Annotated in this window: 16 protein-coding genes; 6 read left to right on the forward strand and 10 right to left on the reverse strand. The window is 74.7% G+C overall.

The genetic code is table 11. The annotated features are described in order from the left end of the window. Positions 1–40 precede the first annotated feature (40 nt). The 3 genes from EV190_RS17545 to EV190_RS17555 all read left to right on the forward strand — a co-directional run bounded on the left by EV190_RS17545 (position 41) and on the right by EV190_RS17555 (position 3,442). Complete coding sequence (locus tag EV190_RS17545) at positions 41–1,330, forward strand: MFS transporter (protein WP_133742671.1); 1,290 nt, start codon at positions 41–43, stop codon at positions 1,328–1,330. A gap of 21 nt (positions 1,331–1,351) precedes the next feature. After that, positions 1,352–2,170: an NAD-dependent epimerase/dehydratase family protein gene (locus EV190_RS17550; protein ID WP_133742672.1), complete on the forward strand. Its 819-nt coding sequence runs from the start codon at positions 1,352–1,354 to the stop codon at positions 2,168–2,170. Positions 2,171–2,530: 360 nt separating this feature from the next. Then, positions 2,531–3,442 (forward strand): serine/threonine-protein kinase, encoded by a 912-nt coding sequence (locus EV190_RS17555; protein ID WP_133742673.1) that lies wholly within the window; start codon positions 2,531–2,533, stop codon positions 3,440–3,442. Between the two features lie 51 nt (positions 3,443–3,493). On the opposite strand, the gene EV190_RS17560 is transcribed toward EV190_RS17555, so the two are convergent. The 6 genes from EV190_RS17560 to EV190_RS17580 form a co-directional block, all read right to left on the reverse strand. Then, entirely contained in the window at positions 3,494–3,910 is a 417-nt protein-coding gene (locus EV190_RS17560; protein WP_133742674.1) for a lasso peptide biosynthesis B2 protein, read from the reverse strand. Continuing rightward, complete coding sequence (locus EV190_RS17565) at positions 3,907–4,167, reverse strand: lasso peptide biosynthesis PqqD family chaperone (protein WP_243742640.1); 261 nt, start codon at positions 4,165–4,167, stop codon at positions 3,907–3,909. Before EV190_RS17565 ends, EV190_RS17560 begins: the two co-directional genes overlap by 4 nt. Beyond that, positions 4,160–5,962 carry an asparagine synthase-related protein gene (locus tag EV190_RS17570; protein ID WP_243742641.1) on the reverse strand — a complete coding sequence of 601 codons (1,803 nt, stop codon included), beginning with the start codon at positions 5,960–5,962 and terminating at the stop codon, positions 4,160–4,162. The genes EV190_RS17565 and EV190_RS17570 overlap by 8 nt, the downstream gene beginning before the upstream one ends. Positions 5,963–6,041: 79 nt before the next feature. Continuing rightward, complete coding sequence (locus tag EV190_RS23505; protein ID WP_166655499.1) at positions 6,042–6,185, reverse strand: keywimysin-related RiPP; 144 nt, start codon at positions 6,183–6,185, stop codon at positions 6,042–6,044. A 355-nt stretch (positions 6,186–6,540) separates the two neighbouring features. After that, positions 6,541–7,356, reverse strand: a complete 816-nt coding sequence (locus EV190_RS17575) for a PadR family transcriptional regulator (RefSeq protein WP_133742677.1) — start codon at positions 7,354–7,356, stop codon at positions 6,541–6,543. 170 nt (positions 7,357–7,526) lie between these two features. After that, positions 7,527–8,066, reverse strand: coding sequence for a DinB family protein (locus EV190_RS17580; RefSeq protein WP_133742678.1), 540 nt, complete (start codon positions 8,064–8,066; stop codon positions 7,527–7,529). Between the two features lie 110 nt (positions 8,067–8,176). On the opposite strand from EV190_RS17580, the gene EV190_RS17585 reads away from it, so the two are divergent. Continuing rightward, the gene (locus EV190_RS17585) at positions 8,177–8,758 is read left to right on the forward strand and encodes a hypothetical protein (RefSeq protein ID WP_133742679.1); all 582 of its coding nucleotides are present in this window, start codon (positions 8,177–8,179) and stop codon (positions 8,756–8,758) included. A gap of 78 nt (positions 8,759–8,836) precedes the next feature. On the opposite strand, the gene EV190_RS17590 is transcribed toward EV190_RS17585, so the two are convergent. From EV190_RS17590 to EV190_RS17605, 4 genes are all read right to left on the reverse strand, one after another. After that, positions 8,837–10,003 (reverse strand): TIGR04222 domain-containing membrane protein, encoded by a 1,167-nt coding sequence (locus EV190_RS17590; RefSeq protein WP_133742680.1) that lies wholly within the window; start codon positions 10,001–10,003, stop codon positions 8,837–8,839. 110 nt (positions 10,004–10,113) lie between these two features. Further along, the gene (ybaK, locus tag EV190_RS17595; protein ID WP_133742681.1) at positions 10,114–10,593 is read right to left on the reverse strand and encodes a Cys-tRNA(Pro) deacylase; all 480 of its coding nucleotides are present in this window, start codon (positions 10,591–10,593) and stop codon (positions 10,114–10,116) included. A gap of 24 nt (positions 10,594–10,617) precedes the next feature. Then, complete coding sequence (locus EV190_RS17600; protein ID WP_133742682.1) at positions 10,618–11,295, reverse strand: LON peptidase substrate-binding domain-containing protein; 678 nt, start codon at positions 11,293–11,295, stop codon at positions 10,618–10,620. A 121-nt stretch (positions 11,296–11,416) separates the two neighbouring features. Further along, a complete protein-coding gene (locus EV190_RS17605; protein ID WP_133742683.1) occupies positions 11,417–11,971 on the reverse strand; it encodes a ferritin in 555 nt (184 codons plus the stop codon). Positions 11,972–12,198: 227 nt separating this feature from the next. Here EV190_RS17605 and hisD point away from each other — a divergent pair, with 227 nt between their 5' ends. Beyond that, positions 12,199–13,506, forward strand: a complete 1,308-nt coding sequence (gene hisD, locus EV190_RS17610; RefSeq protein ID WP_243742642.1) for a histidinol dehydrogenase — start codon at positions 12,199–12,201, stop codon at positions 13,504–13,506. Beyond that, positions 13,503–14,606, forward strand: a complete 1,104-nt coding sequence (locus tag EV190_RS17615; RefSeq protein ID WP_133742685.1) for a histidinol-phosphate transaminase — start codon at positions 13,503–13,505, stop codon at positions 14,604–14,606. The genes hisD and EV190_RS17615 overlap by 4 nt, the downstream gene beginning before the upstream one ends. Positions 14,607–14,638: the final 32 nt, after the last annotated feature.

Here is a 14,638-nt window from a genome sequence, read left to right on the forward strand (position 1 = left end):
GACGAATGAGTTCCGACGGGGGTCCGATGGACGGTGGCGGATGACGGCGATGGGCGAACGCGTCGGCGGCGGGGCCGTCACCCCGCAGGCCGCCGAGCGGATCCAGCGGCGCACCGTGCTCGTCCTCATGGCGGTCCAGGCCATCGGCGGCATCGGGATCGGCACGGCGTTCTCGGTCGGCGGCCTGGTCGCCCAGGACCTCACCGGATCGCAGGCCTGGTCCGGGATGGCAACCACCATGTCCACCGTGGGCGCCGCGGTGTTCGCGCTGCCCCTCGCGGCGGCCGCGGGCAGGCGGGGCCGCAGGCCGACGCTCAGCCTGGGCTGGTTCGCGGCCGCCGCCGGCGGACTCGTCGCGATCACCGGCGCGCAGGCGGGCCTCTTCCCCCTCTACCTGTCCGGCATGGCCCTGTTCGGCGCCGCGACGGCCACCAACCTGCAGTCCCGCTACGCCGCCGCGGACCTGGCGACCGACCGGACCCGCGGCCGCGACCTCTCGGTCGTGCTGTGGGCCACCACCGTCGGCTCGGTGGCCGGACCGAACCTCACCGGGCCGGGCGCGCTCGTCGCCGGACCACTGGGGCTGCAACCGCTGCTCGGCCCGTTCGTCTTCTCCACGGTCTCGTTCGTGCTCGCGGGCCTGCTGACGGCCGTCCTCCTGCGCCCCGACCCGCTCCTGACCGCCCGCGGCCTCGCCGACGGCGGCGACCCCGGAGCCCCCGGCGACACCGAACCCCGCCGGACGGGCCTGGCGGCCTCCTTCGCCGTCGTCGCCGCCTCGCCGAGGGCGCTGCTGGCACTGGCCGCCATCGTCGCCAGCCACGCCGTCATGGTCATGGTGATGACCATGACCCCGGTCCACATGGAGCACGGCGGATCCGCCCTCACCGTCATCGGCCTCACCATCAGCCTGCACATCGCCGGGATGTACGCGTTCTCCCCCCTGGTCGGCTGGCTCGCCGACCGGTTCGGCCGCGTCCCCGTGCTCCTGGCGGGCCAGCTGATCCTGGTCGTCTCCGCCGCGGTCTCCGCGCTGTCCGGCCACGACCCCGCCGCGATCACGGCCGGGCTCGTCCTGCTGGGCCTGGGCTGGTCCTTCGGCCTGGTCTCGGCCTCCACCCTGCTCGCCGAGGCCTTGCGCCCCGACGAGCGCCCCGCGGCCCAGGGCCTGTCCGACCTGCTGATGAACGCGGGCGGCGCCGCCTGCGGAGCCCTGTCGGGGGTCCTGCTGGCGGTCTTCGGCTTCGGGGGCCTCAACACCATCGCGGCCGCCCTCACCGTCCCGGTGATCGCGTTCGCGCTGTTCGTCCTGCTGACCAGGCGTTCCTGACTCCAGAGGGAGGCGGCGGCCGTGACCGAGCGGATCCTGATCACCGGTGCGGGGGGCCGGATCGGCACCCTGCTGCGGCCCCGGATGGCCCGGCCGGGACGGGTGCTGCGGCTGCACGACCTCGTCCCGCTGACACCGGGTGAGGACGAGGAGGCCGTCACCGGCGACGTCACCGACCCGGCGGCCATGGCCGAGGCGGCGGACGGCGCGGACGCCGTGGTCCACCTGGCCGGGCGCAGCTCCGAGGGTGTCTGGGACGACGTCCTGCACACCAACGTCCACGGCGGCTACGTCGTGCTGGAGGCGGCCCGCCGGGCGGGGGCGCGCCGCGTGGTCCTGGCCAGTTCCAACCACGCCGTGGGCTTCCACCCCCGTTCCGGGGGAGCGGCCCCCGACCACCTGTTCCCGCGTCCCGACACCTTCTACGGGGTGAGCAAGGCGGCCCTGGAGTCGCTGGGCAGCCTATACGCCGACCGCTACGGCATGGACGTCGTGTGCCTGCGCATCGGCTACTGCGGCCCGCGGCCGCTCGGCCGGCACGGGCTGGGCACCTGGCTGTCCCCCGGTGACTGCGCCCGCCTCGTCGAGGCCTGCCTGTCCGCGCCGGAGCCGGGCTTCCGCGTGGTGTGGGGGGTCTCGGACAACACCCGCCGCTGGTGGTCCCTCGAGGCGGCCCGCTCCCTGGGGTACGAGCCCGAGGACGACGCCGAGGTGTTCGCCGCCGACTGGGAGGGGGAGGCGCCCGCCGAGGACCTCGACCCCGAACGCCCGACCGTGGGCGGCCTCTTCTGCGACCCGGAGCTGGACGTGGACCGCCTGGAGCGGCGCGCGGAGGACTGAGGGAGTCTCCGGCGCGGGGGCTTCGTTGCCGGTCGTGGGCTTTCCGCCCGTTTCGGGGCCGGGAAGGGCGGAAAGCCCGTGGTCATTCCGAGCGGGGGCGGGACCGGCCCGCGAACCGCCGCGTCACGGACGTCCGGCGGGCACGCGCGGCCCTCCGGCCCCGCCCGCCGCGATCCGCCTGGCGCGAGGCCGGAAGGCCGGCCCGCCGTACCGGTGCGCGAACCGTCCCACGCGGGAGGCTCCCCGGGCGTCGGCGTGGCGCCCCCGGTTTTCCCGGGGCGCAGGTGAGAAAAGCAGCCGGTTTGGGAAGTAGCGGCCGGTAGGCGACACCTGACTGCTTTTGCGCTCCGGGGGTCTTTGATGACGGTTTCCGCTGAGTTCGCTACGGTTCCCTACCCGGTGTGGAACAGCCCGGGATCCGAGGGGGAGCCGCCCCCGGGGGAGATCGGGGGGTACCGGGTCGTCGAGCGGATCGGGGCGGGCGGGGCGGCCGTGGTCCACACCGCGATCGACGCGGCGGGAGACCTGGTCGCGGTCAAGACCCCGCACCCGGAGCTCGCCGAGGACCCCGTCCACCGCGCCAGGTTCGCCCGCGAGGCCGTCCTGCTCGGCCGCGTCGACGACGCGTACGTCGCGGCCCTGGTCGACGCCGACGTCGGCGCGCCCCGTCCCTGGCTGGCCATGCGCTACCTGCCGGGACCGACCCTGGGCGAGCTCGTCGACGCCGACGGCCCGATGGCGGGCGCGGTCCTGCTGGAGTTCACCGCGGGCCTGGCCGAGGCGCTGGTGGCCATCCACAGGGCCGGGATCGTGCACCGCGACCTCAAGCCCGACAACGTCATCCTGTCCCCGGACGGGCCGCGGGTGCTCGACTTCGGCATCGCGCGGGCGGTCGAGGAGCCGGTCACCGCCGGCCTCGGCGAGATCCTGGGGTCCCCCGGCTGGATCAGCCCCGAGCAGTTCCGCGAGCGGGTGCCGCAGCCCTCCGCCGACGTCTTCGCCTGGGGCGGCATGACCGCCTACGCCTCGACCGGGCGGCGCCCCTTCGGCTCCGGAACGGTGCGGGACACCGCGATGCGGGTCCTCAACGGCCTCGCCGACCTGCGCGGCACCCCGCACATGCTGCTGCCCCTGGTGGAGGCGGCCCTCGCCACCGACCCCGAACGCAGGCCCGCTGCGGCGGAGCTGGCGGAGGCGGTCGGCGGACTCGTCCCCTCCCGCCCGGCCCGGGGACGCGCGGGACCGTCCCTCCGCTGGTCCCGCCGGTCCTGACGCCGGTGGGACCAGCGGGACGGGGCGTCCGCTCCGGGCCGGTCGCGCGGATCAGTCGACCGCGAACAGGCGACTGTAGTGGTCGGGGCCCACCCCCTCCTCGACGGGAAGGCCGTCGGCCTCGACCCAGGCGTGCGCCCCGAACGGGGGACGCCTGGGCACGCCGACGCACCAGGTCGCCCACACCCCGCGGGACCTGCACACCAGCGCCACCGCCAGGGAGCGGGGCAGGCACGCCTCGGGGCCGGCGCAGCGCAGGCTGACCGCCAGCACCGCGTCGCGGGCCGCCTTGGCCTGCGCGTAGGTGGCGGGCGCGGCGCCGCGCCGCAGCCGCTCCAGGACCGATCGGATCCGGGCCGGGGATCCGCCCGACAGGACCCTGGCCAGGCCCACGGCGCAGCGCGCGGTCAGGTTCGCGGCGGGGGACAGCCTGACGCCGTCCCGCTCGGGCACGACGTGGAAGCTCACCGGATCACCATCCCCGAGGCGAGCAGGTCGTCGACGAGCTCCCGCACGTCGCGTTCGGCGTCGCTCCGGCCGACCTCGTACTCGGCCACGAGGAACCCGACGACCTCGTCGGGGGCCCCGCCGTCGAGCAGCCGCCGGACGATCTCGGCCCCCGTGTCGTTGAGCTGCCAGTAGCCGCCGCTCCGACCGTCCAGCAGCACCATGCCGTAGTCGGTGTCGGTCGCGGAGACGTCCGGACGCAGTCGCACCTCAGTCACTGCCTTTCCCATCGCCGGTTCCATTCCCGGTCCGGTCCCGGGAGCGCAGCCACAGCTCGACGGCGAGCGTCGTGTCCACACCCCAGTCGCGGTTGTCCACGGAGGGCGGACGGGACGCCGCCTCCCATATCGACTCCGGGTCGAGCACCCCCAGTCCGGCCAGGCGGGAGTCCCGCCAGACCCGGGAGATCCTGCGGTCCTGGTCGCCGAACCCCTCCGCCGCGAGCGGCGCCCCGTCGGTCTTGGTCCGACGGCGCAGGAACTCGGCGGGCAGGATCCCGGCCATCGCCGCCTTCATCAGGGGTTTGAACTCGAAGGGGGTCATCCGCTCCTCCGGACGCACCCGCAGGCACGCCTCCACGACCCGGTCGTCGAAGAAGGGCGACTCCCCGACCGGGCCGCCCGGCTCGGCGGCCTGGTGGATCAGCCGGACCTCGCGGGCGCCGGCGCGGATCGCGGCCAGGTCGGCGTGGCGCCCCCTGGTCGGGGCCAGCGAGTCGAGGGACTCCAGCGCCTCGTCGAACTGGTCGAGAACGCTCCGCCTGGCCTCGGCGGTGAACCACGGGCCGAACGAGACGGGCCTCTCCCAGCCGAACATCGACCGGCGGACCGGTTCGCCCGTGGCCAGCCCGCGGCGCGCCGCGGCGAACCAGTCCCGATGGCTCCGGCCGTCGGCGAGGGAGGCCAGGGTCCGGCCCGCGGGGAGCCTTCCCAGCAGCTGGTGGACGCGCACCCGGCGCAGCGCGTCGAGCGGGCGCTCCCGCAGCATGTCGTGGTAGAGCGCCGGTTCGCCGATCAGGAGCTGGTCGCCGCCCAGGCCGTCCATGTGCAGGCGGGAGCCGTGCCCGCCCGCTAGCCGGAGGCGGGCCAGGGTCCGGGCGGTGCTCATGAACGCCGCGGACGGCTCGTCCATGCGCGCGGGGACGTCGTACAGGCCGGCGTAGAAGCCGGGCAGCTCCCGCGCGGGGTACACGACGTGTTCGAGCGAGGGGAGGGCGCGCAGGGCGATCCGCGCCCAGTGGAGGTCGTCGTCGGTGGCGAGGCCGCTGGCCATCGTCAGGGCGACGACCCGGGCGGGGCCGGACGCGGCCAGCGCGCACAGCGGGGTCGAGTCGAGGCCGCCGGACAGGTCCGCGCTGACCACGAGGCCGTCGCGGGTGCGCGCGTCCACCGCGTCGGTCAGGGCGTCGAGCAGCGCGCGGGCCCCCTCGGCCAGGCCGAGTTCGGGTTCGGGGGGATGCCACCACCGGACCAGCCGGGGGCTCCCGCCGCGCTCGCCGAGTTCGAGGTAGTGGTCGGCGGGGACCGGCTCGACACCGGGCCACACGGACTTCTCCCCCAGGGGGTGGGGAAGGGCGTCGAGCATCCGCAGTGCCAGGACCGCCGGGTCGGGGTCGGTCCCCAGGGCGCCGCCCAGCACGTCGGAGCGGTCGGCGGCGACGGTGGCCGGGCCCACTCTGGCGTGGAACACCCGGCGCGTCCCCGAGGCGCTTCCCTGGACCCGCGTCCGCCCGCCCACGACCGCGGCGAGGTGGAAGCTGCCCGGCAGCGTACGCGCGATCCGGTCGAGTCCCGAGACGTCGTCGAGCCCGGCGAGTTCGGCCCGGAGCCCGTCGGCGCCGACCGGGCAGCGCCCGATCACGGCCAGGCGGCGCTCCCCGACCGCGACGGCCGTGAACTGGTCGGCGGGCAGCGAGCCGACGATCCAGGGATCGCCCGAGGGGTGATCGGCCAGTCGGCCGGCGGAGGGGAAGTGGTCGGCCGCGAGACCGGGAGCGCTCCCACTCGGTAGCACGACGAAATACGATCCGATGCGGCCGACCACGGTTCCTCCTGGGAAAATGCGATTCAGCTTCGGGGGGCTGCTGAATCCGTCAAATCATCCGGGGGAGAAAGAAGAGGACTTCGAAGCCCCTGCCCTGCTGCCAGCCGGTGGACTTCTTGAACTCGCCCATCTTGGCGAGCTTGGGGGCGGAGTATTCCTTGCGCTTGTTCTGCTTGCTCTTCTTTTCCTGCATAAGCCATCTCTCCTCTGTCGAGCCGCGTATCCAGACGGGCGTCCTCCAGGGGCGCCCCGCAAGCGGACGTAACATTAGAGGGTTCAACGGGCGTGTGGCAACAGACCAGGTCAAAAAGTCGGTTCTGTTTTGTCTTCCGACCATTGGGGCGTTCCGGCGGGATTCGGGCGCACCGGCGGAATGTCGTTTTCGCTGGTTAATCCCGGTTTATTGGCCTTCCCGGCGCAGCGCTTTCGGAAGTGCCGTGCCCCGAGTCGGCTCCCCCGGCCGCCCTGCCGGGGGAGGACCCCGCGCGGTCCCGTCTCCCGAAGGGGCCGCGCGGGGCCCGCGCCGGACGCGGTCCGGCGCGGAGGCGTCAGGCGGGGTCGACGCCGCCGGTGTCGTCCTCGGCGAGGATCCGGTACACGCCCCTGCGGGCCTCGGCCAGGAGGTGTTTGGCCCGTTCGAGCTGCTCAGGGGTGCCGGCCTGGGCGACCTGGACCGCGGCCGCGGACAGCTGCGCGGCCAGGGACGCGATCTCGGCGTAGTCCGCGTGCGAGGAGTCGTACTCCCGGGCGGCGCTCTCCCACGGCGGGGTCAGCTCCGCGGCGTGCTCGGCCACGTGGGCCCGCCCCTGCTCGGTCAGCTCGAACGGGCGCCGGCGGCTCTCCCCGGTGCTCCGCGCCGGAGCCACCAGGCCCTCGTCCTGGAGCTGCTGGAGCATCGGGTAGACCGAACCCGGGCTGGGCCGCCAGGCGCCGCCGCTGCGCTCGCGTCCCTCCTTGATGATCTCGTAGCCGCTCATCGGCCCCTCGGCCAGCAGCAGCAGGATCCCGGTGCGCACGTCCCCGCGCCGGGCGCGCGAACCGCGCCCGCCCCGGCCGCCCCGTCCGCCGCCGAAGAAGAACTCGTACGGGTTGCCCGGCCCGCCGAACGGCGGTCCGCCCATCGGTCCGCCGGGGCCGAACCCCCACGGGCCGCGCGGCGGCTGCGGCGGACGCGGGGGGCGGGGAGGCTCGAAGCCGCCGGGGTGCGGCCCGCCCATCCCCATCCAGTGGGTGATGCCACGCTCCCAGCGGCGCCTCCTGCCGCCGCGCGGCCCCCGCGGCTGCTCCCGGCCGGCCTCGTTCGGGCGGCCCGCGCCGGAACGGGAGTCGTCCGCCCAGTTCCACGGCATCGCCATGGCGTTCATCGGCTTTTCCTCTCGTCAGCGATACCGATAGCTTTACTGCTATCGGTATCGCTAAAGATATATCGGCAATCGGTCGGGGTCAACGGTTCGCTCCGGGCCGGACGCGGAAACGCGAACGGGCCCGCCGCCCGGTGAGGGGCGCGGACCCGTTCGCGCGGCGCGGTCGGCGGTCACCTTCCGACCGTGCCGTCGGCGAGTTCGCGCAGCACGTCGAGGTGGCCGTTGTGGCGCGCGGTCTCCTCCAGCAGGTGGGCCAGCACCCAGCGCAGCGTCACCGGCGGCCCGCCCCGGCGGGAGCGGCGCGCGGAGCTGCCCATTTCGAGCCGGGCTGCGATCTCGCGGGAGCGTTCGCACTGCGCGTCGTACTCGTCCAGCAGCAGGTCCAGGTCGCGCCCGCCGCCCAGCCGCCAGTCGGCGTCCGGGTCCTCGGGGCTGTACGGCCCCTCGTCGCGCCCGCCCAGGAGCGTCACCTCGAACCAGAAGTGCTCGACCCAGCGCAGATGGGAGACCACCCCGCCGATCGAGGTCAGGGGCGAGGCCGGGAGCGGGGCCGAGCGGGCCGGGCCCGGGGCGAGCCCGGCGCACTTGCGCCGGACCGTGGCGCGGTGCCAGTCCAGCCACGCGGAGAGCATGGTGCGCTCGTCGGCGGCGACCGGGGGAGCGGTGCGGGGCCGCGGCCGCGGCGCCCCGTGCGGTTCGGTGGTCGTCATCGCGCCATTGTGAGCGCGCGACACGGCGCTTTCCAGTGATTTTTCCGCTTCGGCCAGGAGATACATTCGGGGAGGCCGAAGAGACGCGAGAGTGGACGGGTGGGCAGCCGGTGACCGAGCGGAACCTCGCCGCTGGAGCGGTGGTCTTCGGCGGTGTCGCGATCCTGGGCGTGCCGCTGGGCGTGCTGTGGTGGCTGGTCGCCCCGCGCGCGGAGGTGACCGCCACCTCCGGGGGCGTCGCCTACTACCCGCTGTCGGAGGCCGGGTTCGCGGGGGAGGGCCACTACGCGCTGATGATGCTGGCGGCGGGGCTGCTGACCGGCTACCTCGGCTACCTCACGCAGTACGGCCTGGCCCGGAGGCACCGCGTCGACCTGCGCCTGCCCGTCCTGGTCGGGCTGGCCGCCGGAACGCTCGCGGGCTCCTTCACCGCCTGGCTGACGGGCGCCGGCCTCGACGCGGGCGCCGCCCACGCCGCCCTGACCCTGGCCCGGCCCGGCGACGTCGTCCAGGCGGGGCTCGCGCTGCGCTCGCACAGCGCGCTGCTGCTGTGGCCCTTCGCCACGGTCCTGCAGTACGGGCTGTTCGACGCGGTCAGCGTCTGGCGCGAGGACCTCCCCCACCTCGACGACCCCGCTCCCGCCGACGGCCTCGACGCCGGCGTCCCCAAGACGGGGGCCGCGGAACGCTGACGCCGCGGTCGTCGACGGGGCCCCTGCGACGGCCGCGAACCGGGCGCCTCCCCGCGGAGGGCTCCCCGGTGGGGGCGTTCACGGCCGCTCCTCCGACGGGCCCCGGCGGTCGCGGCCGCTCCGGGGCGGTTCGGGGAGAGGCGGGGGAAGGCCGTCGCCGCCCCACTCGCCCCACTCGCCGCAGGTCCCGTCGCGGGCGAAGTCCCCGCCCAGGCCCCGGTCGGGGGCGCCGAGGGAGCGTCCGCAGGCGGCCGCGAAGGCGGCCAGCCGGGCCAGGCGGGGCGCGCGCGCCACGGGCGTGTCGCGCAGGGCGCCGAACGAGTGCCCGCACAGCCGCCGGAACCCCAGCAGCGCGGTCAGCCGCAGCAGGCCGTCCAGGCCGGGATCGCGCCGGTCGGCGAGGTCGGCGAGGGTCTCGGCCAGCACGGCGTCGCCGGCGGTCGTGCGAGGCCCGAGCCTGCTGCCGGTGCACCGGTAGACCGTGTACACCGCGAACCAGCCCGCGAACGGCGCGAGCGCGAGCAGCGGCCCGCCGGTGAAGCGCCCGGCCGCCGCGCCCGCCGCCGTCACCAGCGCGGCCGCGCCCACCAGCCCCTGCACCCCGCAGGCCCACCGGTACCCCAGGTGCAGCAGGAAGGGGTACGCCAGCAGCAGCGCGAGCAGCGCCGGGGTGACGGGGGCGAGGACCGGGGCCAGGGAGGCCGACCACAGCACCGCGCCCCCCGCGAACAGCACCCCCGAGGCCCCCGCCGCGGCCTGGGAGACCCACGCGCTCCGGCGCGCGAGGGCGATCGCGCGCAACCGCTCGGGGGCGAGGAACAGCCCGAGCCTGCGCAGCCGCCACAGCGTGGCGGTGGCCGCGTCACCCCGGGCGGCCGAGGCCGCCAACCGGTCGGCGGGCAGCGGCCGGTCGTGCTGGAGCCGCGCGTCGAGCGCGCGCACGAACGGCGTCGCCGACAGAGCGGGCCGCGGACCGGGGGAGCCCGCGGAGGCCCGGGCGACCTCGCCGTGCCCCCGCGCCACGATCCGTCCGGTGAGGAACAGCTCGGCCAGCGCGACCTCGCCCACCCGCTTCCGGCCGCCCGCGAGCATGGCCAGTTCGTACGGGCTGAGGTCGTCCGGCCCGACCGCGGGGCGCAGCGGCCCGGACGCGCGCACCCTGCCGTAACCGATCCGGGTGGCCACATAGCAGACCGTGACGATGAGGAAGTACGACGCCGTTCCCAACACGACCGCGGCAACCATCGCGGCCTCCTTCACGCGCCCCGCGCCAACCGGTTGTCGATCAAACGGTAAGCCTGTTTCGGGCGTGTGAAAAGGTGCCGGACGGCCCCAACCCGCTGACGCGGCGGAGGTCAGCCCCCGATGCCGATCGGGGCCGTCGCGGCACCGGTGAGCCGGACCAGTTCGGCCGGCGCCAGCTCCATCTGCAGGCCGCGCCTCCCGGCCGAGACGTAGACGGTCCCGTGCCCGAGGGCCGACTCGTCGACCACGGTGCGCAGCCGCCTGCGCTGGCCCAGCGGGCTGATGCCGCCGCGCACGTAGCCGGTGGCACGCTCGGCGGCGGCGGGATCGGCCATCCGGGCCTTCTTGCCGCCGACCGCGGCGGCGAGGGCCTTGAGGTCGAGCTTGCGCGCGACCGGGACCACGCCCACGGTCAACGCGCCGTCCACCTCGGCGACCAGGGTCTTGAACACCCTCTCGTGCGCCACGCCCAGGGCGTCGGCCGCCTCCTCGCCGTAGGAGCCCGTCCCCGGGGCCTCGTACGGGTGCAGGGCGAAGTCGGCCCCGCCGCGTCCGGCCGCGACCGTGGCGGGGGTTCCCTTACCGCTCACTGCTGCTCGCTTCTCGTCGACGGACTAGTTGAGGTTGACCTCGTGGCGCAGGAACCGGCCCGCGGGCAGGAGGCGGAGCGAGGACAGCACCCGGTTCTCCCGGCGCAGCAGCTCCGCGGCCAGCTCCAGGCGGGCGGCGGCGTGCTCGGCCTCCAGCAGGGCCTGCTTGTCGCTCTGGTCCAGGATCATCGCACCGGCCACCGAGTAGGAGCGCGGCAGGGGCGGTTCGGGGAACTCCCCGGGGGTCCCGGAGGCCACTCCGACGCCGTTCAGCCGCTCGCGGTACAGCGCGAACCGGCGCGCCACCCGCTCACCCCAGCCCTCGGCGTCGTCTCCCACCTCGTCGGGCAGCGGAGTGGTCTCCGCGCGCAGGTACGGGACGTCGTCGTCGGGTTCGACGAGCTCGGCCACGCGGAAGCGCTCCACGCCGGTGACCAGGAGGTCGAAGCCCTCGTCCGGGCGCTGCCGCACGGTGCTGATCTCGGCCACGCAGCCGACCTGGGCCAGCTGCCGCACGGTGTGCTCGCCGACCTCGTGGCCGAGTTCGATCCCGATGACCCCGAACGCGCGGGGCCGGTCCGCGGGGAGCGACAGCAGGTCGTTCACCAGCCGCAGGTAGCGGTCCTCGAACACGCGCAGCGGCATGGCCAGTCCCGGAAAGAGGACCGACCCGAGGGGGAAGAGCGGAAGCCTGCTGGACACCGTACAAGTATGCCCGCAAAAGCGGGACGCCCTCCGCGCCCCCGTCCCCTCCCCGCTGATCTTGGCCTTTCCGGGGTCACCACCGCCTCCGAGACCCCGGGAAGGTCGGGACCAGCGGGGTTCAGGAGGTCGCCGGGCCCGCGGTCGCGGGGGCGTCGGACTCGCCGCCGGAGGTGTCGGGCATGTCGCGGGCGACGAAGGACTCGACGTCGAACATGTTGCCGTTGGCGCGGTCCATGACCGCCAGCAGCGTGGACATCTTGGCGACCTCCTCGGTCTGCTCCTTGAGGAACCACTGGAGGAACTGCTCGCCGGTGTAGTCGTTCTCGTCGCGCGCGGTCTTGGCCAGCAGGTGGAACTGGTCGGTGACCGCGCGCTCCTGGCGCAGGGCGAGCGCCACCAGGTCGCGCGGGGTGTCGAATTCGTTCCGGATCTCGTCCGTGGCCGGAATCGTGGCGGGCACGTCGCTGTCGATGAGGAAGCGCAGGATCATCATGGCGTGGTCGCGCTCTTCGAGCGACTGGTAGTAGAAGACGCGGGCCAGCTGGGGGAGGTCCCGGCTGTCGAACCAGGCGGCCAGCGCGATGTACTGCTGGGACGCGGTGAACTCGTGTCTGAGCTGCTCCACGAGGAGCCGGTGGAACTTGGAAAGGCCGTGGTCGGTGCTCGTAGTCATGCCTCGACAATAGCCCAAGGATAAAGAATCGGCGATTATTGCGAAGGTAATTTCGATCGCTTAGGCAAGCCTTTATTAATTCAAATTAGGTTAGGTGCTCCAAAGTTAGGAAAGGCTTGTTTTCCGTCGGCCCCGGCGGCCCCGTCCCGCCCCGCCCCGGCCCCGCGCCGGCCGGTGTCCGTCGGCCGCGCCGCTGGTCGGTGGGGCCCGCCCCTAGAATGAGGGGCGTGATCTCCCGAATCGATCTCCGAGGAAACCCCGCCGACCCGCGCGACTCCCTGCCGCGCGCCGAGCTGGACATCGCGTCCGCGGTCGAGAAGGTCCGTCCCATCTGCGAGGACGTGCGCCATCGCGGGGTCGACGCGCTGATCGAGCTGGGGGAGCGCTTCGACGGAGTCCGCCTCACCCGGCTCAGGGTCCCCCAGGACGCCATCGAGGCGTCGCTGAGGGACCTGGACCCCGCGGTGCGCGCCGCGCTGGAGGAGTCGATCCGCCGCGCCCGCCTGGTCCACCGCGACCAGCGCCGCGCCGACACCACCACCCGGGTCGTTCCCGGCGGCACGGTCACCGAGCGCTGGGTCCCCGTCGACCGGGTCGGGCTGTACGTGCCGGGCGGCCGCGCCGTGTACCCGTCCAGCGTCGTGATGAACGTCGTGCCCGCCCAGGAGGCCGAGGTGCCCTCCCTGGCGGTGGCCTCCCCGCCGCAGGCCGGGTTCGGCGGGCTGCCGCACCCCACCATCCTGGCCGCCTGCGCCCTGCTCGGCGTGGACGAGGTGTACGCCGTGGGCGGCGCCCAGGCCGTGGCGATGTTCGCCTACGGCGCGGGCGAGTGCGCGCGCGCCGACCTGGTCACCGGTCCCGGCAACATCTGGGTGGCCGCCGCGAAGCGCCTGCTCAAGGGCGTCATCGGCATCGACTCCGAGGCCGGGCCCACCGAGATCGCCGTCCTCGCCGACGACACCGCCGACCCCGGCTACGTCGCCGCCGACCTGATCAGCCAGGCCGAGCACGACGTGGTCGCCGCCTCGGTGCTCGTCACCCCGTCCGAGGCGCTCGCCGAACGCGTCGAGGCCGAGCTCGCCGTCCGCGTGCCCGCCACGAAGCACAGCGAGCGCGTGGCCGAGGCCCTGGCCGGACCCCAGTCCGGCATCGTCCTGGTCGACGACCTCGACCACGGACTCGCCGTCGTCAACGCCTACGCCGCCGAGCACCTGGAGGTCATGACCGCCGACGCGCGCGCGGTCGCGGCCCGGGTGCGCAACGCCGGAGCGGTCTTCGTCGGCGACTACGCCCCGGTGTCCCTGGGCGACTACTGCGCGGGCTCCAACCACGTGCTGCCCACCGGCGGCTGCGCCTGCCACTCCTCGGGCCTGAGCGTGCAGAGCTTCCTGCGCGGCATCCACGTCGTCGACTACGACCGGGCGGCCCTGGCCGAGGTCGCCCACCACGTGGTGGCCCTGTCGGGGGCCGAGGACCTCCCCGCGCACGGCGAGGCCGTGACCGCGCGAATCCCCACCAAGGAGCAGCAGGCGTGAACGACTTCGGACACGACGGCTTCGGCCTCGCGGACCTGCCGCTGCGCGACGCGCTGCGGGGCCAGACCCCCTACGGCGCGCCGCAGCTGGAGGTGCCCGCCGCCCTCAACACCAACGAGAACCCGTACCCGCCCTCGCCGCGCCTGGCCGAGGCGGTCGGCCGCGCCGTCGCCGCGGCGGCCACCGGTCTCAACCGGTACCCCGACCGCGACGCCCCCAAGCTGCGCGCGGCCCTGGCGGACTACCTCGGGCACGGCCTGGACACCTCGAACGTGTGGGCCGCGAACGGCTCCAACGAGGTCCTCCAGCAGATCCTCCAGGCGTTCGGCGGCCCGGGCCGGAAGGCCATGGGCTTCGAGCCGTCCTACTCCATGCACCCGATCATCGCGCGCGGCTCGGGCACCGAGTGGGTGCCCGTCCCCCGCGCGCCGGACTTCGCCGTGGACGTCGCGGCCGCCGTCGCGGCGGTCGAGGAGCACCGGCCGTCGGTGGTGTTCCTGACCTCGCCCAACAACCCCACCGGCACCGCGCTGCCGCTGGCGACCGTCGAGGCCGTCGCCCGCGTCGCGCCCGGCGTCGTCGTCGTGGACGAGGCCTACGCCGAGTTCCGCCGCGAGGGCACCCCCAGCGCGCTGTCGCTGCTGCCGTCCCTGCCGCGCGTCATCGTCTCGCGCACCATGTCCAAGGCGTTCGCCCTGGCGGGCGCCCGCCTGGGCTACCTCGCCGCGCACCCCGCCGTCGTGGACGCCCTGCAGCTCGTGCGGCTGCCCTACCACCTGTCCGCCGTCACCCAGGCGGTGGCCGTCACCGCGCTGGAGCACGCCGAAGAGCTCCTGGGCGCGGTCGACCGGCTGCGCGCCGAACGCGACGCCCTCGTGGACTGGCTGCGCGGGCACGGCTTCGCGGTCGCCGACTCCGATGCCAACTTCGTGCTGTTCGGCCGCTTCGAGGACCGCTCGGCGGTGTTCGAGGGAATGCTGGAGCGGGGCGTGCTCATCCGCGAGGTCGGACCGCCCGAGTGGCTGCGCGTCACCGTCGGCACCCCCGAGGAAATGTCCGCCTTCCGCGCGGCGTTGCTCGAGGTGACCGGCCGCGCCTGAGACGAGCGGGACGCCACGCCCCGCGAGACCCC

This window comes from Actinorugispora endophytica (assembly GCF_004363075.1).
In the GTDB taxonomy this organism is placed as follows: domain Bacteria; phylum Actinomycetota; class Actinomycetes; order Streptosporangiales; family Streptosporangiaceae; genus Actinorugispora; species Actinorugispora endophytica.

Bases quoted from the DNA above. Each gene is read 5' to 3' on its own strand.
- EV190_RS17575 (WP_133742677.1), bottom strand. From the start codon at position 7,356: ATGAACGCCATGGCGATGCCGTGGAACTGGGCGGACGACTCCCGTTCC.
- EV190_RS23505 (WP_166655499.1), bottom strand. From the start codon at position 6,185: ATGCAGGAAAAGAAGAGCAAGCAGAACAAGCGCAAGGAATACTCCGCC.
- EV190_RS17590 (WP_133742680.1), bottom strand. From the start codon at position 10,003: ATGGTTGCCGCGGTCGTGTTGGGAACGGCGTCGTACTTCCTCATCGTC.
- EV190_RS17545 (WP_133742671.1), top strand. From the start codon at position 41: ATGACGGCGATGGGCGAACGCGTCGGCGGCGGGGCCGTCACCCCGCAG.
- EV190_RS17555 (WP_133742673.1), top strand. From the start codon at position 2,531: ATGACGGTTTCCGCTGAGTTCGCTACGGTTCCCTACCCGGTGTGGAAC.
- EV190_RS17580 (WP_133742678.1), bottom strand. From the start codon at position 8,066: ATGACGACCACCGAACCGCACGGGGCGCCGCGGCCGCGGCCCCGCACC.
- EV190_RS17605 (WP_133742683.1), bottom strand. From the start codon at position 11,971: ATGACTACGAGCACCGACCACGGCCTTTCCAAGTTCCACCGGCTCCTC.